A 26,278-nucleotide genomic window follows, 5' to 3' on the forward strand; every position below is an offset into this window, starting at 1 on the left:
CTCTTCAGTCTTCCAGATGTCCGAATTTCCCCGAATTAAAATCTTCCACCGCTTCGTTGATCTCATCCACGGTGTTCATCACAAAGGGGCCGTAGTGCACCAGGGGCTCCTCGATGGGGGCGCCGCTTAAAAACAGGGCAATGCCGTCGGTCAACGCCTCAACGCGGATTTCGTCGCCGTCGTTTTTGAACAACAGGAAGTCCCCCTCCGACAGGGCCGCCGAGGTATTGGCCTTCATTTTCCCCTGGAGAATCAAAAGTGCGCTGTTGTGATCCTTGGGCGAGCGAAGATGGGCCACGGCCCCGGCTTTCAAGCGAAGGTCCAGCATGTTGACCGGCGAAAAAGTGGACGCCACGCCTTTGGTGTCCAAGTATTCCCCTGCCAATACACGAACCAGACCCTTTCCACCTTCCAAAGGGACTTCCGGGATGGCGCCGTTCACGAGCGCCTGGTATTTGGGCGGAGCCATCTTGTGTTTCCGGGGAAGGTTCACCCAAATTTGCATCATGTGCATCACGCCGCCGGCCTTGGCGAAGCTCTCCTCGTGGTATTCGTTGTGGAGCACCCCCGCCCCGGCCGTCATCCACTGAACTTCGCCGGGGTGGATCACCCCGCCGTTCCCCGCGCTGTCCCGATGGGCCACGGAGCCCTGGTAGGCGACCGTGACGGTTTCAAAACCCCGGTGGGGGTGGGTGCCCACGCCGCGCTTCTCCCGGGTGGGGCCGTAAACGTAGGGACGGTGGTAGTCCAGAAGGAAAAAGGGGCTCATCCGCTTGGCCAACTCCGGAGCGGAAGGGAAATAGTTGCTCACGCGGAAACCGTTGCCCACCCAGTGTTCCGGCGCGCCGCGGAAAACCCGATCAATGGAACGATTCATAAAATCCCCTCCTAGCGGGCTGCTGAAAAACTCTTTCGTTCGTTGTTCAGGAATGATATTGGCCGGAATCCGGATTTATTCATCGACGGAAGAGAACCCCTGGATTCCGGCCAGAAGCACGCCGGAATGACGGGCGGGGGGGGTTTCAGCAACCGATTAATAACGCGGGACCGTGCGGTCCACCCGGGTGGACCAGGCGTCGATTCCCCCCGCCATGCTCTGGGCTTGCTCAAAACCGCGTTCCCGCAAATAGGCCACGGCGTCCAGGCTCCGGATCCCGTGATGACAGTGAACGAGAATCCGGGTCTCTTTCGGCCAGGCGAGAACCTTCGCCATGGATTCGGCATTGTTCACGAGCAAAACGCCGTCGATTCGGGCCACCATGTATTCGGCGTCCGTTCGAACATCGATTAATTGGACCGCCGGATCGGCCCCTAAAAGAGCGGCGGAATCAACGGCGCTGATTTCCAAGGGCAAGTCCATACTTCTATAACCCCACTTCGGCGGAATAAGTTCCTGAAGGAATTTACAAACAGATATGATGGACGAAGATACTCCAGGAGGAACCATGGAACCCAAGATTGCCCAGAAAGCCCCCTACGTCCGGGAAGAAGAACCGGGAAAGAAGTTTTGGTGCGCCTGCGGGCATTCCGAAAACCAACCCTATTGCGACGGCGCCCACGCGCGGTCCGGCACCGGGATTCGGCCCCTCTCCATCGAAATCACCGAAAAGAAAACCGTGGCCTGGTGCGGCTGCAAGCACTCCAAGAACAAGCCTTTCTGCGACGGGACCCACAAAACCCTTCCCTAGTCCATCGATTCACGCAAAAACCCCGGGGCGATCCAACGCCCCGGGGTTTTTTTATTTTCCAGTTTCCTGCCTTCGATCAGAAGGACGCGGGCTTTACGTTTTCTTTTTGAACAGTTCCCGGTATTTCCCGTAGCCTTCCGACTCCAGCTTATCCACGGGCACGAAGCGAAGCGCGGCGGAATTGATGCAATAGCGCTGGCCCGTGGGGCCGGGGCCATCCGGGAACACGTGGCCCAAATGGCAATTGGCCCCGGCGGAGCGCACTTCGGTCCGCGCCATCCCATAGGCCGAATCCGTCTTGGCCACGACATCCTTGGAGTCAATGGGCCGGGTGAAGCTCGGCCACCCGGTTCCCGAGTCGAACTTGTCCGTGGAGCTAAAGAGCGGCTCGCCGGACACCACGTCCACGTAAATCCCTTCGGCGTGGTTGTCCCAATAGGCGTTGGCGAAGGCCGGCTCGGTTCCGTTTTCGCGCACCACCCGATATTGCTCCGGTGTCAGCTTGGCTTTCAGTTCTTTGTCGGTCATACCCTGTCCTTTCGTTTTATTCCATTCCCCCTGAGCCGAGGCCCCAAACCCAACGACTGCCACTGCCGTCAGTAAACCACAGTACGTTATCGATTTTCGTATCATTGCTCCCCCTTTGACTTGGGCCGGCGGGTATTTGTTAATATCATCCTTCTCCCCATGTATACGATCAACCGTGCACTTTGGATTCCCCCGGACTCGACCAATCCATTTCCGGAACCGCTGCGTATATCCTCTAAGGGCCATGGGCGCCTCTGATCCGGAAGGTTTCGATTTAATCCGCCGAGTGGCCCAGGACCGGGACGAAACCGCTTTCTCCCGGCTTTACGATCAATTCGCCCCCCGGGTGTTCGGCCTGGCCTGCCGAATGATGAACCGCCGGGAGGAAGCCGAGGAAGTTCTTCAGGACGTGTTCTTCGCCCTTTGGGAAAAGGCCGCCACCTACGACGCCAAGCGGGCCCCGGTGGGCCTTTGGATCATGGTCATGGCCCGGAGCCGTTGCCTGGACCGTCTGCGAAAACGGTCCCTGAGGGAGGGAAAAGAAAACAGCCTGGACGTCGATGAGACCGGACGGGCGCTGTTGGACACCCTGTCCGATCCCCTCCCCCCGGCGCTGGAAGGGCTGGCCTCCGATGAACGTCGCCGGGAGGTTCAAAGCGCCCTCGCGGCTCTCCCCGAAGCCCAACGGGCGGTTTTGGAAGCTTCCTTCTTTAAAGGAGAGTCCCAACAGGAAATTGCGGATCGAACCGGCGAACCCCTTGGAACGGTCAAGACCCGAATGCGCCTGGGGCTCGCTAAATTGTCCGAAACGTTAATGGATCGAAAACAATGAACCACGCCGAATTGCAGGAATTGATAGCGCCCTTCGCCCTGGGGACCCTCTCCGCCGTAGAATCGACGGCGATTAAAGCCCATCTATCCGAAGGCTGCGCCGAATGCGACCGCGCCCTTCGGGAAGCCCGCTGGGCCGTGTTGGCCCTGGCCCAAACGGCGGAGACCGTGGCCCCTCCCCTTCACGTTAAACGCGCCTTGATGGCCAGGATCTCCGGGGCTTCCCGATGGTCCTGGCGGCCCGTCTTCGCCCTGGCGGCGGGGGTGTTGGTGGCGGTGGGCCTCTTTCGGGGGTATTGGCCTTCCAGCGCACGCATCGAAGTTCTGGGCACTTCCGGGGAACTCACCGCGGAAGGGCGGTCGACGGCGCCGGGCGCGGTGATTAAACTCGGGGAAGTGATTGAGGCGACCAAAGGCAAGAGCGATTTCCGATTGGCCTCCCGCGTCGTCTTTCGTTTGAACGAGGGCGCCCGCGTCGTGGTGCAGCGACGAGGCGCGGGTTTTGTGGTTCGCCTTTCCCGGGGGGCCATTTTGAGCGTGGTCAAACACGGGACCCCCTACGCGGTCGAAAGTCCCGTGGTGGTGGCGGCCGTTCGCGGCACCGCTTTTTTCCTGAGCGTTGATTCCCCTCAAAAAACCTCCGTTTGCGTGTGCGAAGGCCACGTGCAGGTTCACGCGCTGGATAAAACGGAAGAAGTCGTCGCGACCCATCACACCGCCGCTTCCTGGCGGCGCGACGGCGATGCCGCGGTCAAAGGCCCCCCCGGGGCCCTGGACCATTCCGACCAGGACGTCGAGACCCTCCGGGGATTTTTGCCCCAATAATCCATAGATCCAAATCCGACGTTCGCCCGTATCCTAAGGGACGGTTCCAAAAGGACCGGACAATCGAACTCGGACAAGGTGGATCATGGACAAGGCAAAAGCGTTTCTCAAATCGATTCCCTCGCGGCTGGATTTCCTGCCCGCGCTTCTCGGCCGGATCACTCTCGGTTTCATTTTTGTCCAATCGGGCTGGGGCAAACTTCACCACCTCGATAAAGTCGCGGATTTTTTCCGCGCCCTCGGCATTCCGGCCCCCGGCCTCCAGGCCCCTTTCGTCGCGACGGTGGAATTCGTCGCCGGCGGGCTGGTCCTGATCGGCCTCCTCACCCGCTTCGCGGCGCTCCCCCTCATCGGAACCATGGCCGTCGCCCTTTGGACCGCCAAACGCCCGGACATTCACGAACTGTCCGATTTCCTCGCCCTTCCGGAATATTTGTTCCTCCTTTTATCCATCGGACTCGTGGTCAAGGGACCGGGCGACTTCTCCTTGGACGCGCTCCTTGGCCGTCGATGCCGAAGGAACACCGATTGACTTCCCCCCGGGAAGTAGACATTCGATTCACATCCGTTAAACACAAGGAGCTCCCATGAACCTGAAACAACTGCAAACCTTGATCTCGGCCGGCGTTTTTTCCGCCGCCGTGATCTCGGGCGCCGCTTACGCCGAAGACCTTTCGACCGCGCCGGCCTCCACCGCCGCGCCGAAAAAGATGGCAAAAGCGCACAAGATGAAAAACAAATCCGCCGCCGCCAAGAAAGACCTGGCGATGCGCCACGACTGCGCCGGCAAAAACGCCTGCAAAGGCCAGGGCGGTTGCGCCACCGACGGCACCAAGGGCAAGTCCAAGATGGACGCCATGGCCCAGCACGCCTGCAAGGGCATGAACGCCTGCAAAGGCCAGGGCGGCTGCGCGAGCTGATTAAAGAACCCCTCCATCCCGCCCCGGCCGAAAGACCGGGGCGGGACCCTGGCGGGTTCCCCTATGACCACGACCGAATTCTCCTCTCTTCCCACCCTCGGGGCCGGCCTCGGCCTTCGAAAAGAGCATTTTAAGGAGCTGGCCCCGGAAAACAACGGCGTCGGGTGGCTGGAAATCATCGCCGAAAACTTCATGAACTTCGGCGGCTTTCCCCTATCGGTGCTCGACTATTGCGCCCGCCATTGGACGATTGTGAGCCACGGGGTCAATTTGTCCATCGGGAGCGTCGACCCCCTCAACGAGGAATATCTGGATCGGCTCAAAACGTTGTTGGATCGCGTCCAAGCGCCCTGGTTCAGCGATCATTTGTGCTTCACCAGCGTCGGCGGGGCCTATTTTCACGATCTGTTGCCCCTTCCCTTCACCCGCGAAGCCGCGGACCACGTGGTCGCCCGGGTCAAAAAAGTCCGTAAAAAGATTCAGCGGCCCTTCCTCTTGGAGAACCCCTCCACCTACGTTGTTCCCCCGGGCGCCGACATGGCGGAGACCGATTTTTTTAACGCGGTATTGGAAGAGGCCGACTGCGGCTTGCTTCTGGACGTCAACAACGTCTACGTCAACAGCCGAAACCACGGGTTTGACCCGAAGGAATTCATCCGGCGTTTGCCATTGGAGCGCGTGGGGCAAATACACATGGCGGGCCATCGGGATTGCGGCGACGTGATCGTGGACACCCACGAGGGGCCCATCATCGACCCCGTGTGGGCGCTTTACCGTTTCACCCTGGAAGCCCTGGGACGCCCCGTGAGCACCTTGATTGAATGGGACACCGACGTGCCCCCCCTGGCGAAGGTCACCGCGGAGGCCGACAAGGCCCGAAGGATTCTTTCGGGGGTGGGATGGGCTGACACTTTAAGGTCCTCTCCCCTCGCGTCGGTGGATTCAAACCCGAGCCGTGAATCCGGAGAGCGGCGCGCCCTGGCCGACCGACGGGAAGCGGCCCCGCGATGAAAAGCGGACTCCGTTTTTATCAAAGCGAAATGCGCCGATTGATATTCCCGGGCGGGCCGACAACGACTGCCTCCCCCCTCTGGAAATCGGGACTTCCCGAGCGGCTCCGGGTTTACCGCGGCAACGCCGCCGCCAACTGGTGGAGCGCCTTGGAAAGCGATTTCCCTTTGACCAAAAAACAGTTTACGGACGAGGATTGGGACGGGCTAACGCGACGCTATTTCGCGAAACGGCCGCCGGCGCACTGGGAGTTGAACGCTTCGCTTTCCCCCTTCGTGGCCTTTTTGAAGCGGGCGGGGGTCCAGCGTTGGGTGTGGGAGCTGGCGGATTACGAATGGAACGATTTGGCGATTTTCATCGATCGGTCGGTGGTGGGGGCGGGCGCCGGCACGACCAACCCGACCGTGCGGGTGCGGGTGTACGAACATCAGATTTTCTATTGGGTCGAAAAGGAAGCGCCGAGGGAGAGGCCGCCGAAACAAAAACCCGAGGTTTTGGTTTTTTACCGGGACGCGGACAACACTTCCCGAATCACGGAAGGAGATCCTTTAATGCTTTTGATCCTGGATCACTTCAAGAAACCCGGAGCGACCTTGGGCGATTTGGAGCCCGTCCGGCGGCGACTGCTCCACGGAAACGCCGTGCGCCTGGAGACCGCCCTGGCAAACCTCAAGGAACGGGGTCTCGTCCTCCCTTAAACCCGTTCGGTTTCAGTGGGTTTTTCGAAGTAATGCCGCGCCTCGAGGTAAAGCGCCGGCAAAACGATCAGCGTGAGGCCCGTGGACACCAATAGGCCGAAAATGACCGTGATGGCCATGGGGGCCTGGAGTTTTGCGCCGGCGCCGATCCCGAGGGCCAGCGGCAATAGACCGATCACCGTGGTCCCCGCCGTCATCAAAATGGGTCGAAGCCGCGTGCGGCTGGCCCCGAGCACCGCCTCCTCCACCGACATTCCCGCCGCCCGCCGTTGTTGAATGAATTCCAGCAGCAGAATGGAATTGTTGACCACAATGCCGGAGAGAACCATCAAACCCTGACCCGACATTAAGTTCAACGTGTTGCCCAGGAGCAAAAGGGCCGGGGTCACGCCGTTGATGGCCAGGGGCACCGACACCAGGGCCAACAGCGGCAGCCAGAGGACGTTGAATTGAGCCACCAAAACGATATACACAAGGCCGATGGCCGCCACGCCTCCGACCAGTAAACTGTTGAGGGACGCTTGAACTTCCCCCACCTCGGCCCCCAGAGCCACGGACACGTCGCCCTTTCGCGGAAAACGATTGATGATGTTTCGAACCGCCGCTAAACCCTTTTCTCCCCCTCCCGGCGAAAAAAACACCGACAGGAGCACCGTGCGGCGCTGATCGCGTCGGCGGATTTCCGACGGACCGGGCGCGATGCTTAAACGGCCGTATTCGTTGAGTGGGTGACTGCCGCCCTTTTCCAGGGGGCTGGGGACCACCAGGCGCTCGAGCGCGGCGGCGTCCTTCCGGTCCTCTTCCCGAAGGCGCAGACGGACGGGAATTTCCTTGGCGTTCTCCCGAAAGGCCGTGGGGGTCAAACCGTTCACGCCCCCCAGGACGGATTCGGCCACGTCGGCCACGGCCAGTCCGTCCCGGGCCAGCCGGGCTTCGTCCATCTCGTAGCGCAATTGCAGGGACGGCACGGCCAGGCTGTTGTCCACCTTGGCCACGCCCGGCAACGCCCGCATTTTCTCCTGAACGTCCCGGGCGGCTTTTTTCAACCCTTCAAAATCCGTGCCCCGGACCTCGACCACCAGGTCGGCCCCCGCGCGCCCGAAAACCTGGGAAAACACGTCGCCGCCCTGGGCCTCAAAGTCCACCCGGGCGCCCTCCAAGTCCATTTGCTTTAAAGACGCCGCGGCCGCCGCCACGACGGCCCGGGCGCTTCGGCGTCGACGATGGAGGTCCCCGTCGGCGTCTTTGACGCGGTCCGCCAAATCGATGACCGCCCGCCCCTCGTTGGGGCCCAGGGCTCCCAGCAGGTTCCCCCCGGAAGACCCGACGATCACGTTTCGGTGGGCGATTTCGGGCAAGGCGGCCAATATTTTCTCGATCGAACCCATCACCCGGTCCGTCACCTCCAACCGGGTTCCGGCGGGCAGAGTGACCCGCATGACGATTTGGTTTTGGTCCACGTCCGGCATGGACTCCCGGCGGATCAAAAAGAGCCCCGCCCCGTTGGCGAGGGTGCACAAGAAGGCGATTTCCACGGTCCGCCGGGGATGGCGCACGGCGAATTGCAACGCGCTTTCATACCACTGCCCGGGCCGCGTAGCCCACCGCTTCCACGGCCAACGATAAACAGCCGTACGGTGAATTCGCTCCCGAAGGGGCGTCCACCGTTTTATCCAAGCGGCCGATAAACCCCGAAGAAACACTCGCCCGCCCTCCGGAATCCATCGCCGTCCCCCGGCGCTCTCCAAAAAGAGAATGCCGATGGCCGGGACGAAGGTGAAGCCCACCACCAGGGACATGGCGTGGCTGAGCATGACGGCGACGGCGATGGGCGTAAACACTTTTTGCGCCACCCCCACCGCGGCGAACGGAATCGGCGCGAAGGCGGCCAAAATCGTCAAAACGGAAAAGGTGACCGCGCCGCCCACTTCCTCCCCGCCGTCCAGGATGCTGTCTTTCAAACTTTTGCCCATGTCCCGGTGGCGGGAAATGTTTTCAATGATGACGACGGCGGCGTCCACGAGCATGCCCACGCCCAGGGCCAGGCCTCCCAGGGTGAGCAAGTTCAAGGTCATGTCCAATTTCCAGAACACGGCCACGGTGAGCAAAAGCGCCAAGGGAATGGTCAGCCCCACGATGATGGACCGGCGGTGGCTGCGCAGGAACGCCCACAGGATGAAATAGGCCAAAAGACCGCCCACCACCACGTTGCCGAAGACGTCGGAGATCCCTTCCCGGATGAACACCGATTGGTCGTAGATCACGTCCAGGTGGACGTCCCCGGGCAATTGCCGCCGCAGATCCCCCAAGGCTTCCCGCACGTCCCGGGCCACGTCCAAGGGGTAGGCTTCCGCGCGTTTGTAGACGGCCACGGCGATGTTGTCCCGGCCGTCGTAGCGCGCGTGGCTCGTCTTTTCCCGAAAACCGTCTTTGACCTGCCCCACGCTCGACAGGCGGAGAAGGCCGCCCTCTCCCGGACGGCCGGCGGCGCCTTCGGTTTGGACGACGGTTTCCGCGATGGCTTTGATCTGGTCGTAGGCCCCGGTGACCGTGATGGGGTATTCGAAAAGGCCCTCCACGGCGGAGCCCGCCGAGCGCGACACGTTCCGGCGCTTCAAGGCGTCCGCCACGTCCTGCAGCGTCAACCGATGGGCCAATAGCTGTTGGGCGTCCAGGTCCACCCGGACTTCGCGTTCCAGACCCCCGCTCACCTCAATGCCGGAAACGCCCAGGGTTTTTTCCAGGGTCGGGCGCACGCGGCTTTCCACCAAATGGTCCAAGTCCTCGGCCGGGAGCGCGCCCGTGACGGCGATCAAAACGACCGGGCGTTCAAAGGGGTTGTAGCGGGTGACTTCCGGTTTCTTGGCCTCCAGCGGCAGGGAGTCCTGAACCAAGCCCAACTTTTCCTGGACCCAAAGAAGGGCGGCGTCCATGTCGGTGTCCCAGCGGAACTGGATGTTGACCAGGGACACCTGCTCTTTGGAGAACGATTCCACCCCGCGGACGTTTTTAACGGTCCCCAGTATTTGTTCGATGGGTTTGGTGACCAGGTTTTCGACTTCTTCGGGGCTGGCGTTGGGAAGGAGGGTGACGACGGAAAGCTGGGGGTAGCGAAGGTCGGGCATCAACTCCTGGGGAAGGCTCCGCCAAGCGAAGAGGCCGATGACCGCCAGGCCGGCGTAGACGGCCAGGACGCCCAGGGGCCGCTCCACGCAATACTTGAGGAGGGCGCGCACGGGCCGGGGGTCAGCCGGGGGAAGCGGGGGATTCGGTGTGGGCCGCGGGGTCGAAGACATCCATCACCCGCACCGTGGCGCCGTCTTCCAAATCCGTTCCCGGGTTGAGGATCACCAAATCCCCCTCGGCCACGCCGGAGACCTCCACGACGCCTTCGTCCATAAAAAGAATGTCGGCGGAACGCGCGTGGGCGGCGTTTTTGTCGTCCACCACAAAGAGGCGCATGGTTTTTTCCTGCATTTCGGCGCCGGCTTCCAGGGGGACCGTCAGGGCGCCGGCCTTTTCGTAGCGGCGCACGGTGCAGCGGGCGAACATGCCGGGGCTCAATTTCTCCTGGGGGTTGGTCGGCAGATCCACCTTGACGCTGAAGGACCGGGTGTCGCCTTTGAGATAGGGCGTCACCGAGAGCACCGTGCCGTCCTCTTTAAAATCCGGCACGGCGTCCACCGTGACGGCCACCTTCTGCCCCTGCTTCAAATGTTGAATGTCGTCTTCGGACAAATCCATTTCGATGAACACCCGGCTTTTGTCCATCAGTTTTCCGATGACCGTCCCGGGATCGGCGTGTTCGCCTTCGTTCACCCATTTCTCCACCAGATACCCGTCGTGGGCCGCCCGAATGGTGGTCTTGTCGGCTTCCAGCTGGGCCTGCTTGTAGCGGGCCTTGGCCTGCTCGTAGGAAAGGCGGTCGATGGTTTGATCCTTGAAATATTTGACGGCGGCCTTCTCGTATTCGAGCTGGGCGACGTCGAGGGAATTCTTGGCTTCGGCCTGGTCCAGGGTGGCCAGGAGGGCGCCTTTTTTCACGAACTGTCCCTTTTCCACGGCGAAGCGGGAAACCCGGCCCGGCGCGCCGAACTGCAGATTGGTTTCGGCTCGGGCGCGGATGGTGCCGATGCGCTTGAGAGCCCCCGCCACGTTACGCGGGCGCACTTTGTAGGCTTTGACTTGCGGCACTTCCTGCGCGGCCTGGGCCGCCGAGGCGGCTTCCCGTTGATACAGCCGATGTTCTTGAAATTTCTTGATCCCCCAGGCGGCGCCCAGGATCCCCGCCACGGCGGCCACCAGCGGCCACCGTCGTTGAAGGGTCGCGGGCGGGGTCACGAACGCACCCGGTATTGGTCGGGCAGGCCCACGGCGCGGTTCAAGGCCGAGACGGCCGCCAAATATTGGGCCTGGGATTGGGCTTGGGCCGCTTGGGCGAAGGCCACGCGATTGCGGGCCGCCGCCAAGTCCCCCAAATGGGCGCGGTCTTCCTGAAGGAGGGACCGCGTGTCTTTAAATTCTTGAAGCGCCTCTTCCAACTTGGCCTTGGCGGCCTCGAAGCGGGAACGGGCCGAAGCGGCCCGACGCACCGCCAGACGAACGTCGTTGTCGGCGTCCCGACGGGTTTTTTCGTAGCGCCATTCCTCCTCGTGAAAGGACCGCCGTCCTTCCCGGTTTGCCACGCCGACGCCCAGGGCGTCGCCCAGGGAAAGACTTAGAGAGTGGTTGTCCGTTTCCGTCCGGCTGGATTCGCCCAACCGGGGGCTGGTTTTTTCCCGGTAGGCCGAATACTTCACGGAATTGCCGACAAAGGCCCAATTGGCGGAGAGACCGACGTTCCAGTCTTTCTTATAAATCAAGGGATCCGTTTCGATGAACGCCGAGGCGGAGCGACCGTAAAAACCGTTCAGATCGATTTTGGGGAAGGCCCCGCTGCGCGCCACGGACCGGGCGAAGCGGGCCGATTCCATCATACGATCAGCGATGCGGGTGTCGGGTCGGTGGTCCCGGGCCAAGCGGAGCGCCTCGGCCTCGTCGACCTCCACAAGGCCCGTGGGCAACTCCGCGGGGACGTTGAAGTCCGTGGCCGAGCGTTCGCCCAGGGCGTCCCAGAGGGCCTGACGGGCTTCCAAGAGGTTTTCCTGAACCTCGGCCAGGGCGGCTTCGCTCTCGCGGTTCTGAGCCCGGGTTGATAGAAGTTCAATGCGGGCGGAACGGGCTTCGCTCAAATCGTGGCGAACGGCCTTCTCCAAATCCTCCTGAAGCAGCGCGCGAGCGTCCCGATGGGCCCGAAGGGCCTGCTGGAGGCCCGCCACCCGCCAATAGGCCTCGGTCACCGCGTGGCGAACGTCCAACCGCTGTTTGTCCAATTGAAGTCGGGCGATGTCGGCGCCCAAAGAAGCCTGCCGTTGAGTGCCCCAGAGCTTTCCCCCGGAAAAAATCGTCTGGGTCGCCTGAACGCCGTAGGAACGCTGGACAAACGGGGGATTGTCGACCCCCTGCTCCGCCCGGCCGGTGGTCTCATCGGCCTTGGCGGTCACCGCGGGAAACAGGGAAACCGAAGCGGCGCGGGCCCGGGCGCGGGCGACGGCGACATCGTCCTCGGCCAGCACCAGGGCGGGATTTTGAGCCAGGGCTTTTTCCAAACATCGGTCGAGGGTGAGGAGAGCGCCTTCTTCCGCCCACAAAAATCCCCGGGCACCGGCCAATAACCCGAACCAGAGGACGCCGGCCCACCGGCGTCGAAAAACAAGGGGCGTTGAGTCGTATCGTTTTATTTTCATTGAAAGGTAGGTGGAAGTCCCCTGAGAGTTGTTGATACTCTTCTATTATACCACGACTGGGCGGAGATCAGCGGGAAAGAACTAAAACTGCCAGAAACCGACGCTGACTATTTGGGTGAAGTACCGGGCGGCGCTGTCGGCGGCATAACTGAACGATACGTCATGCCCCCCGATAAAATTGAAGTGGAATAGGCGAACTTCGAATCCCCCGGTGGCGTGGACGCGTCCCTTGACCCCTTTGAACCGGCTGGGCTCGAAATACGTCCCGAGGCGAAGCCGCACACGACGGGGCCAAATTTCCTCCTCCCCTCCCAGGTGATAACTGTAGGTCCTTTTTTCCCCCGTCCATTGAACACGCTGTTCAATGAAGGATTCGACCCCCACCGCGCCTCGCGTCGGGGCAATGGCGTTGATTTGAAGGCCCATTTGAAGGGGACGGTCGGACCAAAAAGTTCCACGGGAAAAGTGATACGAGATCCCGAGGGACGCCACGACCGGCAATGTCACCTGGCGGGGAATGATCAACCCGTTGTTCACCACCGGGGCCGTCGCGTCGGCGGGAAATTGGTTATCGTCTCGGATGGGGCCGGAAAAAGAAAGACCGAGGCGCCAGGGACCGCGATCGGGATTCCAAAGGGTCCCGACGCTCCCCCCGCTCCCCGACAAATGCAGCGTGAGGTTGCGGGATCCCTTGGGTTTGGATTCCAATGCCGCCAGGCGAAAACCGGCGCCCCAGAAAAAATTTTCTCCCGGGGAAGCCCAGCCGACGGCGAGCGTCCCGACGTTGAAGGCCAAACTCTCGACGCCGGCCGGGCCGCCCACGTCGTAGCGCTGATTCACGATATAGAAGCCGATGCCCACGCGGCTTTTCCGCACCAGAGCGCCGGCATTTATGAGGGAATTGCGGTGAAAAGCGCGGGTCAAATTGCCGTTGTTGTCCACGTCGTCGCCGTTGAGAAGGATGCTTCCCACCGTTAAATCGTAGCCCCAATCGGATTCGTCCGAGGGGCGCCGGAAGGCGGCCGCGACCGGGTTGTCCCAGAGACTGTCCACCCCTTCGGCGATGCCGGTGTAGGCCCCGCCCATGGCCACCTTTCGGCTCGAACCGACCGCCACGTTGGGGTTGAAGGCCAGGCGATAATTGTTGTCCAGGATGGGCGGACCGGTCAAATCCGCCCGCAGGGGCGCGGCGACCGCCAGGACCCACAGGGAACCCGCCAGCCATCGATTGACGCGAACACTATTCTTTTGTATAGTCGCTTTTATGGACAACTTAACCTCCCGACAACAGCAAATCTACAATTTCATCGCCTCGGAAATCCAGACGGCGGGACTCCCCCCCACGGTGCGGGAAATCGCCGGACATTTCGACATCTTCCCCAAAGCCGTTCAGGACCATTTGGCCGCCCTGGAGAAAAAAGGCGTCCTGCACCGGGCCAAAGACCGCGCCCGCGGGCTCATCATGGAAGCCCGGGGCGTCGTTCAAAAGCTTCGCATTCCCATTCTTGGCCGGGTGCCCGCCGGCCAGCCCCTGGAAGCCATCGCCGACGTGGAAGATTATCTGGCCGTGGACGAAGCCATCGCCAAAAGCGCCAATTTCGCCCTCCGCGTCAAAGGGGACAGCATGTTCCCCGAGATCAACGACGGCGACGTGGTTCTCGTCCAAAGCACGAGCGTGGCGCAGAACGGCGAAGTGGTGGTGGCCACCGTGGACGACAACGAAGCCACCGTTAAACGTTTGCGCCGCGCGGGCGGCGACGTCTATTTGCAGCCGGCCAATCCGGCCTATCCCATCATTCGAGGAAAGGACATCACCATCGTTGGCCGCGTCACCAGCCTGATCCGAACCTTTTTCTAGACCATCAGTACAACTCTCACGCCGAGGGATACGATGATAAACGATCCGAGACTTGCCTTGCAGAGCCTCCTGGCTCCCCCGCAACACGCCCACACCCGCGCCGGCTTTTCCGTGGCCACGGGCCCCAGCGGCCTGGTTCAGTGGGCCCTTCCGGTCCTCGCCGCCAACCTGCCCCTCTACGAACGGGTTCTCTGGGTGGACACCTCCGGCCGTTTTGACCCCCGCCCCCTCCTCCAACAAGCGGACGATTGGGGCATCGACCGGTTCTTCTATTTGAACCGAATTCAAGTGGCCCAGCCCCGATCTTCCGATCACTTGGAGCGCTTCATCGTCTCCGAGCTTTTGCCCCGGAGCGCCGGGGATCAACCCGTGGTCATCGCCGATCCCTTTCACCTGTGGGACATCGACGGCTTCGGCCCGACCGAAAAGGAAGACCGTTTCCTTCGATTCGAAGACTTGATGGCGAACCTTTTGCCCCGTTGCCTGGTGTTGAGCGAAGAACGTCGCTCCCACATGTCGGGGTTCAATCAGCGGCTGTTCGTTCAAGCCGCCCGGCGGGCCCGAATGGAAATCAAAGACGGTTTTTGGTCGGTGTTGGAGCTGTCGGAGAAACTGTCGACGACCGTCAAAAACCCGGCCTAATCCGCCGCTCCGCCCAATCCCGGAGGGCGTGGTAGGTGCTTCGAAAGGCCAGCCGATCCCACGGGATATCGTCCAGGGCGAAAGATTTGACTTCCAGGGATTCCACCCCCGCCCGGGGACCGGCTCCGACGACCACGGCGTCGTACACCACGGTCACCACCGCCGCGTCGTCGTAGGAATAGAGGCGCGGCGGGCCCGATAAGCGCACCCGGCATCCGATCTCCTCCCGGGTTTCACGAATGGCCGCGTCCTGCACCGTTTCCCCCAACTCCATAAAACCCGCCGGATGGCTCCACAGGCCGCGGGAAGGTGCGATGGCCCGCCTTAAAAGGACAATCTTGTTTTTCCAGACCGGAAGGGCGGCCGCGACGATTTTGGGGTTTTGGTAGGAAATAAATTTACACCCGCCGCACACAAACCGCCGACGTCCTTCTTCCCGCACCATCCGCCAGGCCAGATTTTTCCCGCAACAAGAACAATGCCGAATCTCTTTTCCAAAAACGGTCCACCATTTCTTGGGAAGACCCGCGTTGGCGAAGGATTTCTCAATCCGACGGTGATCCGCGGCGCTGAACCGGAGCGGGGTTTTATCCATGGACATCGATTTTAAAGCTTCGCGCACTGGAATAGGGGATTTTAAATAAGTCGGGCTGGCTCCGGCCCGCCAACCGTTCGATGGGGCCTTCCAGGATTTCCTCCAGGGCCCGATTGAATTCCGCTCTCACTAAATTCAAATCCACCCCCCAAAACGCTTCGCCGTATTTCGCCAGGAGTTCCAAGCCCGAACCGTGAAGTATCCGGGCGCCCCGCATGTTGCCGATTTGAAGATGGTGCATGGCCGAGGTTACCTGAATCATCCCCTGAATAAAATCCCGGGCCGCGCCCTGGGTCTCGTGCCACAACTCTTCCCAGACTTCGTGGGCCTCAAAGAAATCTTCATTATTGAACAGCGCGATCCCTTTAAAGAATCGCGGGTCAGGGGACACGGCGCCCCCCTTTCAAAGGAAAAGGACAGACTTTTCGAAGGACGCACTCCGGGCAGCGGGGCGACTGGGCTTTGCACACCGCCCGCCCGTGGCTGATCAAGGCGTGGGAATACCAGATCCAATCCTTGCGCGGGAGACGCTTCAGCAAATCCCGCTCGATTTTGACGGGATCGCTTTCCCGGGTCAATCCCAAACGATTGGAAAGCCGGCGGACGTGGGTGTCCACCACGACGCCGGTGGCTTCGCCGAAAGCCGTTCCCATCACCACGTTGGCCGTCTTGCGGGCGACGCCCCGCATTTCCAACAGGGCGTCGAAAGACCGCGGGACCTCGCCGCCGTGTCGTTCGACCAGCAACCGCGCCGTCGCCACCAGGGATTTGGCTTTCTGACGGAAAAACCCCGTGGAGCGGACGATCGTTTCCACCTCAAGCACGGGGGCGGCGGCCAGGGCCGCCGCCGTTGGAAAACGGCCGAAGAGAACGGGGGTCACTTGATTGACCCGGGCGTCCGTGCACTGGGCCGACAGGATCGTCGCGATCAAAAGTTCAAAGGCGTTTCGGTGGGCCAGGGCGCAATCGGCATCGGGATAGGCTTGGTGCAACGCTTTCAGGAGGGGAGCGAGGGTCGGCTTCACGGGATTATTTTCTCACATTTTGTCGGCCTTTGCCGACGCGCTCGGAACGGGTAAAATGATCCCCATGAAAATCTACACGCGGGTGGGCGACGGCGGATACACTTTTCTGTTCGGCGGAAAAAAAGTCCGGAAGGACCACATCCGCGTCGAGGCGTACGGCACGGTGGACGAGCTCAACTCGGCCCTGGGGTTGGCCGGGGCGCTGACCCAAAAGGCCGCGCTCCGGCGCCGGATCGAAGCCGTGCAACGGGATTTGTTTGTCCTGGGCGCCGATTTGGCCACGCCCCTCAAAAAGGGCGCTCCCCGGGTGCCGCGGATCGGCCCCCTCCACGTGCGGCGATTGGAAATCGAAATTGACCGGATGCAGGCGGAACTTCCGGCCCTTCGCCACTTCATTTTGCCCGGCGGCTCGTCGGCGGGGGCCGCGATTCACCTGGCCCGGGCCATTTGCCGACGGGGAGAGCGCTACTGCGCCGGCCTGGGAAAACCCTTCGCCTCGGCGATCGTCTATTTAAATCGCCTGGGAGATTTCCTGTTCGTTCTGGCGCGCCGGGCGTCTCACGAAGAAGGGAAAAAAGAAACCCTCTGGACGCCCGATTAACTTCCCCGGCGGTCCCGTCCGGGGCCGCCCCCCCCTAACAATATTTACCGCAGAACGGTGTCGGCTACTCGCCGGGGACGCGCAGGACGGCCCCTTCGGAACCGGAAGTGACCAGGGCGGCGTACCGAGCCAACCAACCGGTGGCGCGGCGCTTGGGCGCCTTCCAGGCTTTGGCCCGTTTGGCCCATTCCGCCTTGGAAAGCGCCACGCTCAATTCCCGTTTTTCGGCGTTGATCGTGACGACGTCGCCGTTCTTGATCAGCCCGATGGGACCGCCCACGGCGGCTTCCGGGCACACGTGCCCCACCACCCGGCCGTGGCTGCCGCCGGAGAAACGCCCGTCGGTAATGAGACCCACCTTGTCGCCCAACCCTTTGCCGGACAAAATGGCCGTTAAGGAGAGCATTTCGCGCATTCCGGGACCGCCCTTGGGCCCTTCGTAACGCACCACGACCACGTCCCCCGCCTGAATGCCCCCCCGCAACGCGGCCTGGGTGGCCGCTTCTTCGCCGTCGTAGACTTTCGCGGGGCCGACAATCGTGGTGTTCGACAACCCGCCGACTTTGGCCACGGCGCCCTCCGGCGCCAGATTCCCCTTCAGGATGACGATGGGGCCGGTGGGCCGCAGGGGATTGTCTTTGGATCGGATAACGGCCTGCCCGGCGACCAGCGCGGGCGCGTCGGCCAGCGTTTCGGCCAACGTTTTGCCCGTCACCGTGAGGGTCGAGCCGTCCAAATAACCGTCGGCCAGCATTTGTTTCATAACCGCGGGCACGCCTCCCGCTTTGTGCAGGTCGAACATCACGTAACGTCCACTCGGTTTCAAGTCGGCCAGGTGCGGGACTTTTTTAGCGATGCGAACAAAATCCTCCAACCCCAACTTGACCCCGAAGGCGTCGGCCATGGCGATCAGGTGAAGCACCGCGTTGGTGGAACCGCCGAGGACCATCACCAGGGCGATGGCGTTTTCGAAATTCTTTTTCTTCACGATGTCCCGGGGCCGCAGGCCCAAACGAAGGGCTTGGACCACGGCTTTTCCCGCCTCGACGCATTCGGCGGCCTTGTCGGGGGTCTCGGCCGGAAGAGAGGAACTTCCGGGAAGGCTCATGCCCAAACACTCGATGGCCGAGGCCATGGTGTTGGCCGTGTACATCCCGCCGCAGGACCCGGGCCCGGGGCAGGCGGAACATTCGACGCCCTTCAGGGTTTTTTCGTCGATCAGGTTGTTGTTGAATTGGCCCACGGCCTCAAAGATGCTCACGATGTCGACGTCCTTCCCCTGGAAGGAACCGGGGCGGATGCTTCCGCCGTAAACGAACACGGACGGGATGTTGAGGCGTCCCATGGCCATGAGGCAGCCGGGCATGTTTTTGTCGCAACCGCCGATGGCCACCAGGCCGTCGAAGCGCTCGGCCCCGGCCACCGTCTCGATGGAATCGGCGATGATTTCCCGGCTGGGCAGGGAATAACGCATGCCGTCGGTTCCCATGGAAATGCCGTCCGACACCGTGATGGTTCCGAAAATCAGAGGCGCCCCGCCCCCCGCCCGGGCCCCGGCTTTGGCGCTCTCGGCCAACTTGTTGATGTGGATGTTGCAGGGCGTGATCTCGCTCCAGGTGCTGGCCACGCCGATCAACGGCTTTTGGAAATCCTCGTCCGTCAACCCGACGTCCCGCAACATCGCGCGGTTCGGGGCGCGGTTGACGCCGTCGGTGATGTCGCGGCTTTTTATTTTGAGGTCTCGGGAATCGGGCATAACGGGCTCCTTAGATGGTTTCGTTCAGTCGACGGGCGATGAGGTCTTTCAATTTGGAAACGTCCGGCCGGTCGGTGGCCTCCGGCGCGTGGGTCAAATAGGATTCCAGGTCCCGCAAGGCGGGACGGTAACGACGCATTTGATAAAGGACCAAGCCCCGGTCCCGCACCTCGGTCCAGGCTTCGGGAAGGAGCAGGGCCAATTTATCGATCACCGCGTGGGCCTTGGCGTAGGACCGCGACTCCACGTAGATGTTCTTCAAATTGGTGAGCAGGCGAACCAGGATCGCCCGGGGCCCGATGGGGCGGAGGTGGTCCGGCGTCAGGGCCATTTTCCCCCCGAAAACGTTGGCCACTTTATCCGCGCATTCCTCCTCCGTCAACAACCGCCCGCCGTCAAAAGCGTCGATGTAGTGAACGCGCCCCGGGGAAAGCAGGGCCGCCACAAAATGCCCCGGAAGGCCGACGCCGGCGGAGGAAAGCCCGGCGCGACGGGCGACGTCGATGTAGAGGAGGGACAGCGTGATCGGGATGCCGACCCGGCGGTCCAAAACTTCGTTTAGAAAACTGTTTCGGGGATCGTAATAATCCTTCTGGTTCGGTCCAAACCGCTCTTCTTCAAAGAGGACCGCGTTCAAGGCCGCGATGGCCGCGACGGGATCGGGGCCGCCGCGCAGACGCGCGGCCACCCGGTCGGAAAAACCGTCCAAACGGTCCAAATAGGGCCGCGGGTCCAGGCCGGGGTATTCGTCCCCCGCGACCAACAGGGCCGCCTCGGCCAAATCCACCCCGGCGTCGTCCCGATCCAACAATTGAAGCAGGCGCGCGCGGGGGGTGGGCGGGGTCATTGGGGCGTGGCGGTCAGAAACAGGCTCTCGAGGTCTTTCACCCGCACCGCGGTCAACACGGGAACGACCCGGTCGGCCGCGCTCAACTCCTCGGCGGAATAGGAGGTCGTGACGGCCACGCATTTCATCCCCGCGGCGCGGGCGGACAAAAGGCCGTGCTTGGAATCTTCCACCACCAAACATTCCGAAGGCTGAATGCGGCGGTCCGGGTATTTCCGGTTGATTTCCTCCAAGGCTTTCAAATAGGCGTCCGGAGCGGGTTTTCCCCGCACCACGTCCTCGGCGGCGATCACGGCGTCGAAATAGTGCGCGATGCCCGCGGCGTTGATCATGAGTTTGACTTCGTCCCGCAGGGCCCCGGAGGCCATGGCCAGGGGAAACTTTTGGGAAACGGCCATGACGAATTCCACCACCCCGGGGAGAATCACCAGATTTTCCGTGGCCGTTTTCTTATAAAGGGCCGTTTTCTTTTCAATGAGGGCGGACAATTCCGCGTCGGACAAGGACCGGCCGTGAGCGGCCACCACCGCCCGAAAACATCCCTTGTCGTCCATGGCCAAGTATTTTTCCAGGTAGTCCGCCTGGGTCAACGGCACCCCGATCTCCCGAAGGACCTTTTGGAAAAGCGAAAAGTGCAGGTGTTCGGAATCCGCGATTACGCCGTCGCAGTCGAACAATACGGCTTTGAGCATTCGTCCTCCTTTTGACCGTCCAACCAACGCAACGCGAAGGCCGCGGCCCGGTGGCCGCTCCGGCAAGCCGCTTCGATGGTGGGCGGGAGACCCACGTCCACCCAATCGCCGGCCAAAAACAGATTTTTGAGGGGCGTTCCCACCCCGGGCCGGGCGCGCCAAAAAAGCGGGGTCGGGGCCGGCGTCGCCTCTTTTTCCCAGGTCACGGTGGCGTGGGTCGGCTCTTCTTTAAAATCGGGAAAGGCCCGCCGAAGGTCCGCGAGCGCCAGAGCGATGAGCTGGTCGCTGGAGCGCCCCACGTGGTCGTGTCCGGCGCTCAACACGAGGGAAATTTGCCCTTCGGCGCCCCGCCCCCAAAGCACTTCCCGATTAAAACCCCATTGGATGTCCAAATCCAAAAACCCCACCCAGGGGTCGGAAAAAGGCGCCCGGGGAAACCAAAGATTAACGGCGGCGATGGGCGAATGACCGGTCGGCATTTGAGCCAACCCGGGCACGTGGGGCCCGGCCACCGCCCGGCCGGCGCTCAAGGGCATCGCCGCGACGAAAACGTCGGCGGCCACCGGCTCCCCCGCGTCAATTTGAAGGGCGGTCACGAGGTCCCCTTCGACCGCAAACCCCGTGGCCCGGATGTTGGCGGCCACGTCCCCCCCCTGGCTTTTTAAATAAGCCGGCAACTCCGTGGCCCAGAGCCTTGCCAGGGGAACCGTGGAATACCCCAAAGCGCGATCGTCGACCGATTTTAAAAAACCGTCCCGAAGGACCGCCACCAAGGCGTCGGCCGAGGCCCGGTCGGGCCGCTCGTTCAACGTGGCGTAACAAAGGGGGTCCCAAAAGGCCCGCAGGGCGCCCGGCGTCTGATGAAGGTTTTTCAGCCACGCCGACACCGTCAAAGCCCCGTGGTCGGTCGAACGATCAACGCGAAGACGAGCCAACCCGTACAGGAGGGACGCTTTGTCCTTCCACCTCAGGGCTCCAAAACCCAGCACGCCCCGCACGAAACCCAGGGCGCCGGGAAGGCGGCCGGGATTCAGAACGGATTTTTTTCCCGAACGGGCGTAAAAGGACGTCGAAGCCCCGGGAAGCCACCGCAGGCGGTTCTCCGTCTTCATTCGCCGTAGAAAGGCGCGGGTATCGCGGTAGGCGCCCAGAAAAAGATGTTGGCCGTTGTCGACGTCCTGGCGGGTGACCCCGTCCCGATAGGACGATGTGCGCCCGCCCAGAGTGTTCCGGGCTTCCACGAGAGTAACGGCCACCCCCGCTTCGGCCAAGGCCGAGGCCGCGGCGGCGCCGGCGAATCCGCCGCCCACCACGACCGCGTGCCGCCGGTCCGCCCCCGTGTCCAATCGCCCCATGCCCGCTCCCCCGTATTTCCTCGAACCGCGTGTGCGCGTCCGGTTCCCCTAAAAAAAATCCGCCCCCACCGGTTCCGACCCCACGGGGCGGAAGCCCCAAAGGGCCGGTGGGGGCGGAACGTAAAAACTATTTCAACGCGTCGCCCACCCGACCCACCATCTGGGCCCCCGGCTTGAGCGTTTTGCCGCCTTGTTTCCAGTTGGCGGGGCACACTTCTTCGGGATGTTTGGCCAAATAGGCGTTGGCCTGCACCTTCCGAAGCAACTCCGCCGCGTTCCGCCCGACGTTGAAGAAATTGATTTCACCGCTGGCCAGCTTGCCGTCCGGGGCGATGATGAAGGTCCCGCGCAGGGCCAGTCCCGACGCGTCGTCGTAGACGCCGAAAAGCCGGGAGACCTTGCCCGTCGGATCGGCCGCCATGGGGTATTTCACGTTTTTCAGAAGCGTTTCCTCGCGCTGCCAGGCCATGTGGACGAAATTCGTGTCCGTGGAGACGGAGAAAACCGCCGCCCCGGCTTTGGTCAATTCGGCGTGCTGCTCGGCCACGTCGGCCAATTCCGTGGGGCAAACGAAGGTGTAGTCGGCGGGGTAGAACACCAAAACCGTCCACTTCTTTGCTTTCTTGTTTTCGGCCAGGGACATCTTGCCGAACCCGTGCTCGACGGGATCGAAGGTGTCCATTTCAAAATCGGGCACGGTTTGACCCACCCGAACGGGAACGGCTTGGGGGAAGTTGGCTTCGTAGGAAAGACTGGACATGGGATGGCTCCTTGGGTGAAAAAAGGTCTCGGCCGAATTTCCGCCGGCCCCGGACTACTTTTTCTGGGAAATCTGTTCTTTCAATCGCGCCACGAGATCGGCCAGGGGCAGGACGCCCACGTCCTGGCCTTCGCGGGTGCGAACGGCAACGGTTTTGGTCTCCGCCTCGCGGCCGCCGACGACGAGAAGATAGGGGATCTTTTGCATCGTCGCTTCGCGAATTTTCGCTCCCACTTTATCGGCCGAATCATTGACCGAGGCCCGAATTCCGGCCGCTTTGAGGGCCGCGAAGACCTCGTCCGCGTAGCCTTGGAATTTATCGCTGATGGGAAGCACCGCCGCCTGAACCGGCGAAAGCCACAACGGGAAGGCCCCGGCGTAATGTTCGATCAACACGCCAAAGAACCGCTCCAGGGAACCCAACAGGGCCCGGTGGATCATGAACACCTGGGTTTCGCCCCCCTGGGCGTCCCGGTATTTGATGTTGAACCGTTCCGGGTTGTTGAAATCCACCTGCACCGTCGAGCACTGCCAAGCGCGGCCCAGGGAGTCTTTGATTTTAAGATCGATTTTGGGGCCGTAAAAAACGCCTTCGCCGGGATCCAGCGTGTAAGCCAGTCCGACGGTTTCCAAGGCTTTTTTAAGGGCGCCTTCGGCGTGGGCCCACCCCTCCAAGGTCCCGGAATACTTGTCCGGCCGGGTGGAAAGTTTGACATCGTAATCTTTGAACCCGAACATGCCCAGGATTTCGGTGATGATGCGCAGGATGCTCGCCACTTCCTCTTCCACCTGGTCCGGGCGGCAGAAAATGTGGGCGTCGTCCTGGGTGAATCCGCGGACCCGCATCAACCCGTGCAACACCCCGCTTCGTTCAAACCGGTAAACGGTCCCGAACTCGGCGTAGCGGAGCGGCAATTCCCGGTAGGAGTGGAGGGTCGACTTGTAAATCAGGATGTGCCCCGGGCAATTCATGGGTTTCAGGAGAAATTCCTGGTTTTCGAGTTCCATGGCCGGGTACATGTTTTCGCGGTAATAATCCAAGTGACCGGAGGTTTTCCAAAGGTCGGAACGCGCCACGTGGGGGGTGTAGACGAAATCGTATCCGCGGGCGCCGAGATAATCCTTGAGCGTGTCTTCCATCAACCGGCGAACCAGGGCGCCTTTGGGCAGCCAATAAATGAACCCCGAGCCTCCGGATTCGTGTTGAATCGAAAAGAGCCCCAACCGCGGGCCCAATTCGCGGTGGTCGCGTTTTTTGGCCTCTTCCAGGCGAGCCAAGTAGTCGGTCAATTCCTTGGCCGAGGGCCAGGCCGTGCCGTAAATGCGCTGCAGGCGCTCGCGTTTCTCGTCCCCTCGCCAATAGGCCCCGGCGATTTTAAGGAGCTTGAAGTGGCGGATGTCCTTGGTCGTGTCCAGGTGGTGACCGCGGCAAAGATCGACGAATTGGTCGTGGGAACAATAGGTGACCGTGGGCTCGTTCAGGTCGTTGATCATCTCGACCTTATACTTTTCACCCCGGGCGCCCCAAAACGTCTTGGCGTCGTCGGAGGCGTGGGTGCTCATGACGAAGGCGTGATTGCCTTCGACGATTTGGCGCATGCGCGCCTCGATTTTCTCGAGATCCTCGGGGACGAAACGGTGGTCCGACTCAAAATCGTAATAAAACCCGTCTTCCACCGGCGGGCCGATGGTCAGGCGCGTGCCCGGAAAAAGATCCTGGACCGCTTGGGCCATCACGTGCGTGGTCGAGTGGCGGAGTTTGTAGAGGTAGTCTTCGCGGTTTACAACGGCTTGGGCCATGGGATCATCGCTCTGTTTTTTTGGAAGTTCCATTTTAGCTTATCCGATGCGTTCCCGCAAAAACCAAAACAAACGAAATCCGGTGGGCGGTCCTTCGGCCCGGAGCGGCGCGCCCGCGAGCCCCCCGGCCCCGCGGCCCCGCCAACCGACGGCCAAGGCCAATGACAACATCGACAATACAAGCCCCGCCCAAAACGAAACGGGGACGAATCGAAAAACAAGCGCGTGCTCCCCCGAAGGAACGGACACACACATAAACACGTCGTCCTTCAAACGCAGGGGGGCGGAACGGCCGTCGATCGCCGCTCGCCACCCCGGAAAATAGGCCTCGGAGAAATCGATTTCCCCGGGGCCACCGGCCGTGTATCGACATTCCAGGCGCTCGGGCCGGGGACGACTTACCGAGAGAATCCGAACATCCCCCCGGGCGGACACGCGCGGGGCCGGTTGGTCCAACACGGCGACCCGCGTGTTGTTCTCGGCCACCCGATCGGACGCGGGGTCGGCATCGACCACGCACCCGATGGCGGCCGCGCGGGCCTCGGGCGCGGATTTTCCGGCCCGGAAGAGCCGGGCTTGAAATCGCTCGGTGGATCGCAAGAGCAAAACCTGGTAACTGTCCACTTCCGCCACCCCGTAGGCCGTGCCCAGGGACGGGACCAGCAAATCGCGCATCCGTTGAAAATCCGACTCGTCCGTCAAAGTCGAACGCGGGGCCAAACGCACGAACCGGGGCGTGTGGTAGATGCGCCCGGCATCGGGCCCGGCCAAACGCGCGGCGAGGGGAGGGATGTCGCTCAAGATTTCCGGCCGAGCCCAGCGGTGGCGGGGGGCCAAACCATAAGCCAGCAAATCCGCGGCGACGAAGAGAAACGCCGCCCCTTTCCTTTTCACAGAGGACCACCGTCCGATTTCAACGCTCGCAAGATAAATGGCGCCCGCGGTTAAAACCAACAGCCAGTTGGCGGGATAGCGCGCCACCCGCAAAGGCGACAGGAGCCAGTGTCCCCACCCGAGTCCCCCCAGCGACAGGATAAAAGCAAGGACAACCAATGCCACCCACCGCCCCTGGCCCCGCCCGCCCGCCAGCAGGGAACGAACGCAAAGGAGGGTGGGCAGAAGACCGATATAGAACGAAACCATGACGGGGTCGCCTTTTAGCTCCGTGTACCACCAGGACCAGGCCGGACCGAACATTTCAACGGCCAATTGTTTGACCGGAAGCGAAAACTCCAAAGCCTGGTCGACGGCCAAAATCAAAGGGCGACTGGATCGCAAAAAGAGTTCCATAAAGGGGACCCACTGAACGGCCGATAGGCCGGCGAACCACAAGGAAACCCGCAACCAGAACGCGGCGTCGGCCCGTCGGCGGGGAAACGCGACCAGGCCCACCACCCCGACGGTCAATAGGAAAAAGGGCGGATAACCGGCCAACCACTGGAGGCCCAACGCCATCCCGACTCCCCGGGAGGATTTCAAGGAAGCGCCGTAGAGAACGACGGGAAGCCAGGCCGCGGCGGCAAAATGATTGGGAAACAACCCCCGGCCCAGGAAAAAACCATTCGCGGCAAACAACAAGGCGGCCGTTCGAGCGGCCCACGTGTCCCCCGTGACGCGATGGATCCACGCGGCCCCGAACCCGGCCGAAAGGGCCGTGTGCAACAAGATCCACGCGCCCCAAAAAGCCGCGTACGTTGGGAAAAACGCCGTCAACCACCGAAGCGGGTACAAGGCCATCGTTTGCGGATCGGCCAGAAAGGGCTCGCCCATATTTTTTAATGGATTCCAAAAGGGCCATTGGAAATGAGTCGCGGATTTGTGAAAAAAGGACCAAAGCGGAAAGGAGTAGGTCAAGGTGTTGCCGTCCACGGGAAGCAGACCGTTGAAAAAATAGCGCCGCCAACAAAGCAGCGCCAAGCCGGCGACAACGCCGACGACAAAGCCCGTTCGATGGATTTTCATAGGTCAACCCCGGAGCGGGGAGCGCGATTAAGAGAAGTTTCGAGCCTGGTCATGGGCCAAGGAGGCGGTGGCTGCGGGGCTCCGGGAAGCAAGTCCAC

27 protein-coding genes are annotated in these 26,278 nt (G+C 61.8%); 10 read left to right on the forward strand and 17 right to left on the reverse strand.

What is annotated here, in order from left to right; translation table 11 throughout:
* Positions 1-4 precede the first annotated feature (4 nt).
* Both IPP68_04500 and IPP68_04505 read right to left on the reverse strand, forming a co-directional pair.
* Entirely contained in the window at positions 5-877 is an 873-nt protein-coding gene (locus IPP68_04500; GenBank protein ID MBL0349619.1) for a pirin family protein, read from the reverse strand.
* 156 nt (positions 878-1,033) lie between these two features.
* Positions 1,034-1,360, reverse strand: coding sequence for a hypothetical protein (locus IPP68_04505; protein ID MBL0349620.1), 327 nt, complete (start codon positions 1,358-1,360; stop codon positions 1,034-1,036).
* 85 nt (positions 1,361-1,445) lie between these two features.
* Between IPP68_04505 and IPP68_04510 the strand changes: the two genes are divergently transcribed.
* Entirely contained in the window at positions 1,446-1,688 is a 243-nt protein-coding gene (locus IPP68_04510; GenBank protein ID MBL0349621.1) for a CDGSH iron-sulfur domain-containing protein, read from the forward strand.
* 93 nt (positions 1,689-1,781) lie between these two features.
* Here the strand turns inward: IPP68_04510 and msrB are convergent, their stop codons facing one another.
* Positions 1,782-2,216 carry a peptide-methionine (R)-S-oxide reductase MsrB gene (gene msrB / locus IPP68_04515; GenBank protein ID MBL0349622.1) on the reverse strand — a complete coding sequence of 145 codons (435 nt, stop codon included), beginning with the start codon at positions 2,214-2,216 and terminating at the stop codon, positions 1,782-1,784.
* A 244-nt stretch (positions 2,217-2,460) separates the two neighbouring features.
* Between msrB and IPP68_04520 the strand changes: the two genes are divergently transcribed.
* The 6 genes from IPP68_04520 to IPP68_04545 all read left to right on the forward strand — a co-directional run bounded on the left by IPP68_04520 (position 2,461) and on the right by IPP68_04545 (position 6,501).
* The gene (locus IPP68_04520; protein MBL0349623.1) at positions 2,461-3,048 is read left to right on the forward strand and encodes a sigma-70 family RNA polymerase sigma factor; all 588 of its coding nucleotides are present in this window, start codon (positions 2,461-2,463) and stop codon (positions 3,046-3,048) included.
* The gene (locus IPP68_04525; GenBank protein ID MBL0349624.1) at positions 3,045-3,872 is read left to right on the forward strand and encodes a FecR domain-containing protein; all 828 of its coding nucleotides are present in this window, start codon (positions 3,045-3,047) and stop codon (positions 3,870-3,872) included. Before IPP68_04520 ends, IPP68_04525 begins: the two co-directional genes overlap by 4 nt.
* Positions 3,873-3,957: 85 nt before the next feature.
* Positions 3,958-4,404, forward strand: a complete 447-nt coding sequence (locus IPP68_04530) for a DoxX family protein (protein MBL0349625.1) — start codon at positions 3,958-3,960, stop codon at positions 4,402-4,404.
* Positions 4,405-4,459: 55 nt separating this feature from the next.
* Positions 4,460-4,792, forward strand: a complete 333-nt coding sequence (locus IPP68_04535; GenBank protein ID MBL0349626.1) for a hypothetical protein — start codon at positions 4,460-4,462, stop codon at positions 4,790-4,792.
* Between the two features lie 63 nt (positions 4,793-4,855).
* Positions 4,856-5,803: a DUF692 domain-containing protein gene (locus IPP68_04540; protein MBL0349627.1), complete on the forward strand. Its 948-nt coding sequence runs from the start codon at positions 4,856-4,858 to the stop codon at positions 5,801-5,803.
* On the forward strand, positions 5,800-6,501 hold the full coding sequence (locus tag IPP68_04545) for a putative DNA-binding domain-containing protein (GenBank protein ID MBL0349628.1): 702 nt from the start codon (positions 5,800-5,802) through the stop codon (positions 6,499-6,501). The genes IPP68_04540 and IPP68_04545 overlap by 4 nt, the downstream gene beginning before the upstream one ends.
* Here the strand turns inward: IPP68_04545 and IPP68_04550 are convergent.
* The 4 genes from IPP68_04550 to IPP68_04565 all read right to left on the reverse strand — a co-directional run bounded on the left by IPP68_04550 (position 6,498) and on the right by IPP68_04565 (position 13,559).
* Positions 6,498-9,737, reverse strand: coding sequence for an efflux RND transporter permease subunit (locus IPP68_04550; protein MBL0349629.1), 3,240 nt, complete (start codon positions 9,735-9,737; stop codon positions 6,498-6,500). The two genes, IPP68_04545 and IPP68_04550, sit on opposite strands and share 4 nt — an antisense overlap.
* Before the next feature lie 10 nt (positions 9,738-9,747).
* Positions 9,748-10,842: an efflux RND transporter periplasmic adaptor subunit gene (locus tag IPP68_04555; protein ID MBL0349630.1), complete on the reverse strand. Its 1,095-nt coding sequence runs from the start codon at positions 10,840-10,842 to the stop codon at positions 9,748-9,750.
* Positions 10,839-12,287, reverse strand: a complete 1,449-nt coding sequence (locus IPP68_04560; protein MBL0349631.1) for a TolC family protein — start codon at positions 12,285-12,287, stop codon at positions 10,839-10,841. Before IPP68_04560 ends, IPP68_04555 begins: the two co-directional genes overlap by 4 nt.
* Before the next feature lie 81 nt (positions 12,288-12,368).
* Positions 12,369-13,559 (reverse strand): hypothetical protein, encoded by a 1,191-nt coding sequence (locus IPP68_04565; GenBank protein ID MBL0349632.1) that lies wholly within the window; start codon positions 13,557-13,559, stop codon positions 12,369-12,371.
* On the opposite strand from IPP68_04565, the gene lexA reads away from it, so the two are divergent.
* Positions 13,552-14,145, forward strand: coding sequence for a transcriptional repressor LexA (lexA, locus tag IPP68_04570; protein ID MBL0349633.1), 594 nt, complete (start codon positions 13,552-13,554; stop codon positions 14,143-14,145). The two genes, IPP68_04565 and lexA, sit on opposite strands and share 8 nt — an antisense overlap.
* A gap of 33 nt (positions 14,146-14,178) precedes the next feature.
* Positions 14,179-14,787, forward strand: coding sequence for a hypothetical protein (locus IPP68_04575; protein ID MBL0349634.1), 609 nt, complete (start codon positions 14,179-14,181; stop codon positions 14,785-14,787).
* Here the strand turns inward: IPP68_04575 and IPP68_04580 are convergent.
* The 3 genes from IPP68_04580 to nth are packed head-to-tail and all read right to left on the reverse strand — an operon-like array spanning position 14,771 to position 16,407.
* Positions 14,771-15,382 carry an NUDIX hydrolase gene (locus IPP68_04580; GenBank protein ID MBL0349635.1) on the reverse strand — a complete coding sequence of 204 codons (612 nt, stop codon included), beginning with the start codon at positions 15,380-15,382 and terminating at the stop codon, positions 14,771-14,773. The two genes, IPP68_04575 and IPP68_04580, sit on opposite strands and share 17 nt — an antisense overlap.
* Positions 15,375-15,773, reverse strand: a complete 399-nt coding sequence (locus tag IPP68_04585) for a DUF309 domain-containing protein (protein ID MBL0349636.1) — start codon at positions 15,771-15,773, stop codon at positions 15,375-15,377. Before IPP68_04585 ends, IPP68_04580 begins: the two co-directional genes overlap by 8 nt.
* A complete protein-coding gene (gene nth / locus IPP68_04590; GenBank protein MBL0349637.1) occupies positions 15,763-16,407 on the reverse strand; it encodes an endonuclease III in 645 nt (214 codons plus the stop codon). Before nth ends, IPP68_04585 begins: the two co-directional genes overlap by 11 nt.
* A 64-nt stretch (positions 16,408-16,471) precedes the next feature.
* Here nth and IPP68_04595 point away from each other — a divergent pair, with 64 nt between their 5' ends.
* Entirely contained in the window at positions 16,472-17,008 is a 537-nt protein-coding gene (locus IPP68_04595) for a cob(I)yrinic acid a,c-diamide adenosyltransferase (GenBank protein ID MBL0349638.1), read from the forward strand.
* A 64-nt stretch (positions 17,009-17,072) separates the two neighbouring features.
* Here IPP68_04595 and ilvD read toward each other — a convergent pair whose 3' ends face one another.
* The 7 genes from ilvD to IPP68_04630 form a co-directional block, all read right to left on the reverse strand.
* On the reverse strand, positions 17,073-18,764 hold the full coding sequence (ilvD, locus tag IPP68_04600) for a dihydroxy-acid dehydratase (protein MBL0349639.1): 1,692 nt from the start codon (positions 18,762-18,764) through the stop codon (positions 17,073-17,075).
* 10 nt (positions 18,765-18,774) lie between these two features.
* Positions 18,775-19,611, reverse strand: coding sequence for a tetratricopeptide repeat protein (locus IPP68_04605; GenBank protein ID MBL0349640.1), 837 nt, complete (start codon positions 19,609-19,611; stop codon positions 18,775-18,777).
* Complete coding sequence (locus tag IPP68_04610) at positions 19,608-20,303, reverse strand: HAD family phosphatase (protein ID MBL0349641.1); 696 nt, start codon at positions 20,301-20,303, stop codon at positions 19,608-19,610. Before IPP68_04610 ends, IPP68_04605 begins: the two co-directional genes overlap by 4 nt.
* Entirely contained in the window at positions 20,267-21,658 is a 1,392-nt protein-coding gene (locus tag IPP68_04615; GenBank protein ID MBL0349642.1) for an FAD-dependent oxidoreductase, read from the reverse strand. The genes IPP68_04610 and IPP68_04615 overlap by 37 nt, the downstream gene beginning before the upstream one ends.
* Positions 21,659-21,785: 127 nt before the next feature.
* Positions 21,786-22,418 (reverse strand): peroxiredoxin, encoded by a 633-nt coding sequence (locus tag IPP68_04620; protein MBL0349643.1) that lies wholly within the window; start codon positions 22,416-22,418, stop codon positions 21,786-21,788.
* A 54-nt stretch (positions 22,419-22,472) separates the two neighbouring features.
* Entirely contained in the window at positions 22,473-24,218 is a 1,746-nt protein-coding gene (locus IPP68_04625) for a threonine--tRNA ligase (GenBank protein MBL0349644.1), read from the reverse strand.
* Positions 24,219-24,257: 39 nt separating this feature from the next.
* Positions 24,258-26,180 (reverse strand): hypothetical protein, encoded by a 1,923-nt coding sequence (locus tag IPP68_04630; protein MBL0349645.1) that lies wholly within the window; start codon positions 26,178-26,180, stop codon positions 24,258-24,260.
* Positions 26,181-26,278: the final 98 nt, after the last annotated feature.

Source organism: Elusimicrobiota bacterium, from assembly GCA_016722575.1.
Taxonomy (GTDB): Bacteria; Elusimicrobiota; Elusimicrobia; order FEN-1173; family FEN-1173; genus JADKIY01.

Coding starts and splice junctions, on each gene's coding strand:
- IPP68_04605 (MBL0349640.1), bottom strand. CDS start 19,611: ATGACCCCGCCCACCCCCCGCGCGCGCCTGCTTCAATTGTTGGATCGG.
- IPP68_04595 (MBL0349638.1), top strand. CDS start 16,472: ATGAAAATCTACACGCGGGTGGGCGACGGCGGATACACTTTTCTGTTC.
- IPP68_04525 (MBL0349624.1), top strand. CDS start 3,045: ATGAACCACGCCGAATTGCAGGAATTGATAGCGCCCTTCGCCCTGGGG.
- IPP68_04580 (MBL0349635.1), bottom strand. CDS start 15,382: ATGGATAAAACCCCGCTCCGGTTCAGCGCCGCGGATCACCGTCGGATT.
- IPP68_04620 (MBL0349643.1), bottom strand. CDS start 22,418: ATGTCCAGTCTTTCCTACGAAGCCAACTTCCCCCAAGCCGTTCCCGTT.
- IPP68_04575 (MBL0349634.1), top strand. CDS start 14,179: ATGATAAACGATCCGAGACTTGCCTTGCAGAGCCTCCTGGCTCCCCCG.
- ilvD (MBL0349639.1), bottom strand. CDS start 18,764: ATGCCCGATTCCCGAGACCTCAAAATAAAAAGCCGCGACATCACCGAC.
- IPP68_04560 (MBL0349631.1), bottom strand. CDS start 12,287: ATGAAAATAAAACGATACGACTCAACGCCCCTTGTTTTTCGACGCCGG.
- lexA (MBL0349633.1), top strand. CDS start 13,552: ATGGACAACTTAACCTCCCGACAACAGCAAATCTACAATTTCATCGCC.
- msrB (MBL0349622.1), bottom strand. CDS start 2,216: ATGACCGACAAAGAACTGAAAGCCAAGCTGACACCGGAGCAATATCGG.
- IPP68_04535 (MBL0349626.1), top strand. CDS start 4,460: ATGAACCTGAAACAACTGCAAACCTTGATCTCGGCCGGCGTTTTTTCC.
- IPP68_04545 (MBL0349628.1), top strand. CDS start 5,800: ATGAAAAGCGGACTCCGTTTTTATCAAAGCGAAATGCGCCGATTGATA.
- IPP68_04500 (MBL0349619.1), bottom strand. CDS start 877: ATGAATCGTTCCATTGATCGGGTTTTCCGCGGCGCGCCGGAACACTGG.
- IPP68_04540 (MBL0349627.1), top strand. CDS start 4,856: ATGACCACGACCGAATTCTCCTCTCTTCCCACCCTCGGGGCCGGCCTC.
- IPP68_04630 (MBL0349645.1), bottom strand. CDS start 26,180: ATGAAAATCCATCGAACGGGCTTTGTCGTCGGCGTTGTCGCCGGCTTG.
- IPP68_04530 (MBL0349625.1), top strand. CDS start 3,958: ATGGACAAGGCAAAAGCGTTTCTCAAATCGATTCCCTCGCGGCTGGAT.
- IPP68_04510 (MBL0349621.1), top strand. CDS start 1,446: ATGGAACCCAAGATTGCCCAGAAAGCCCCCTACGTCCGGGAAGAAGAA.
- IPP68_04610 (MBL0349641.1), bottom strand. CDS start 20,303: ATGCTCAAAGCCGTATTGTTCGACTGCGACGGCGTAATCGCGGATTCC.
- IPP68_04505 (MBL0349620.1), bottom strand. CDS start 1,360: ATGGACTTGCCCTTGGAAATCAGCGCCGTTGATTCCGCCGCTCTTTTA.
- IPP68_04625 (MBL0349644.1), bottom strand. CDS start 24,218: ATGGCCCAAGCCGTTGTAAACCGCGAAGACTACCTCTACAAACTCCGC.
- IPP68_04520 (MBL0349623.1), top strand. CDS start 2,461: ATGGGCGCCTCTGATCCGGAAGGTTTCGATTTAATCCGCCGAGTGGCC.
- IPP68_04615 (MBL0349642.1), bottom strand. CDS start 21,658: ATGGGGCGATTGGACACGGGGGCGGACCGGCGGCACGCGGTCGTGGTG.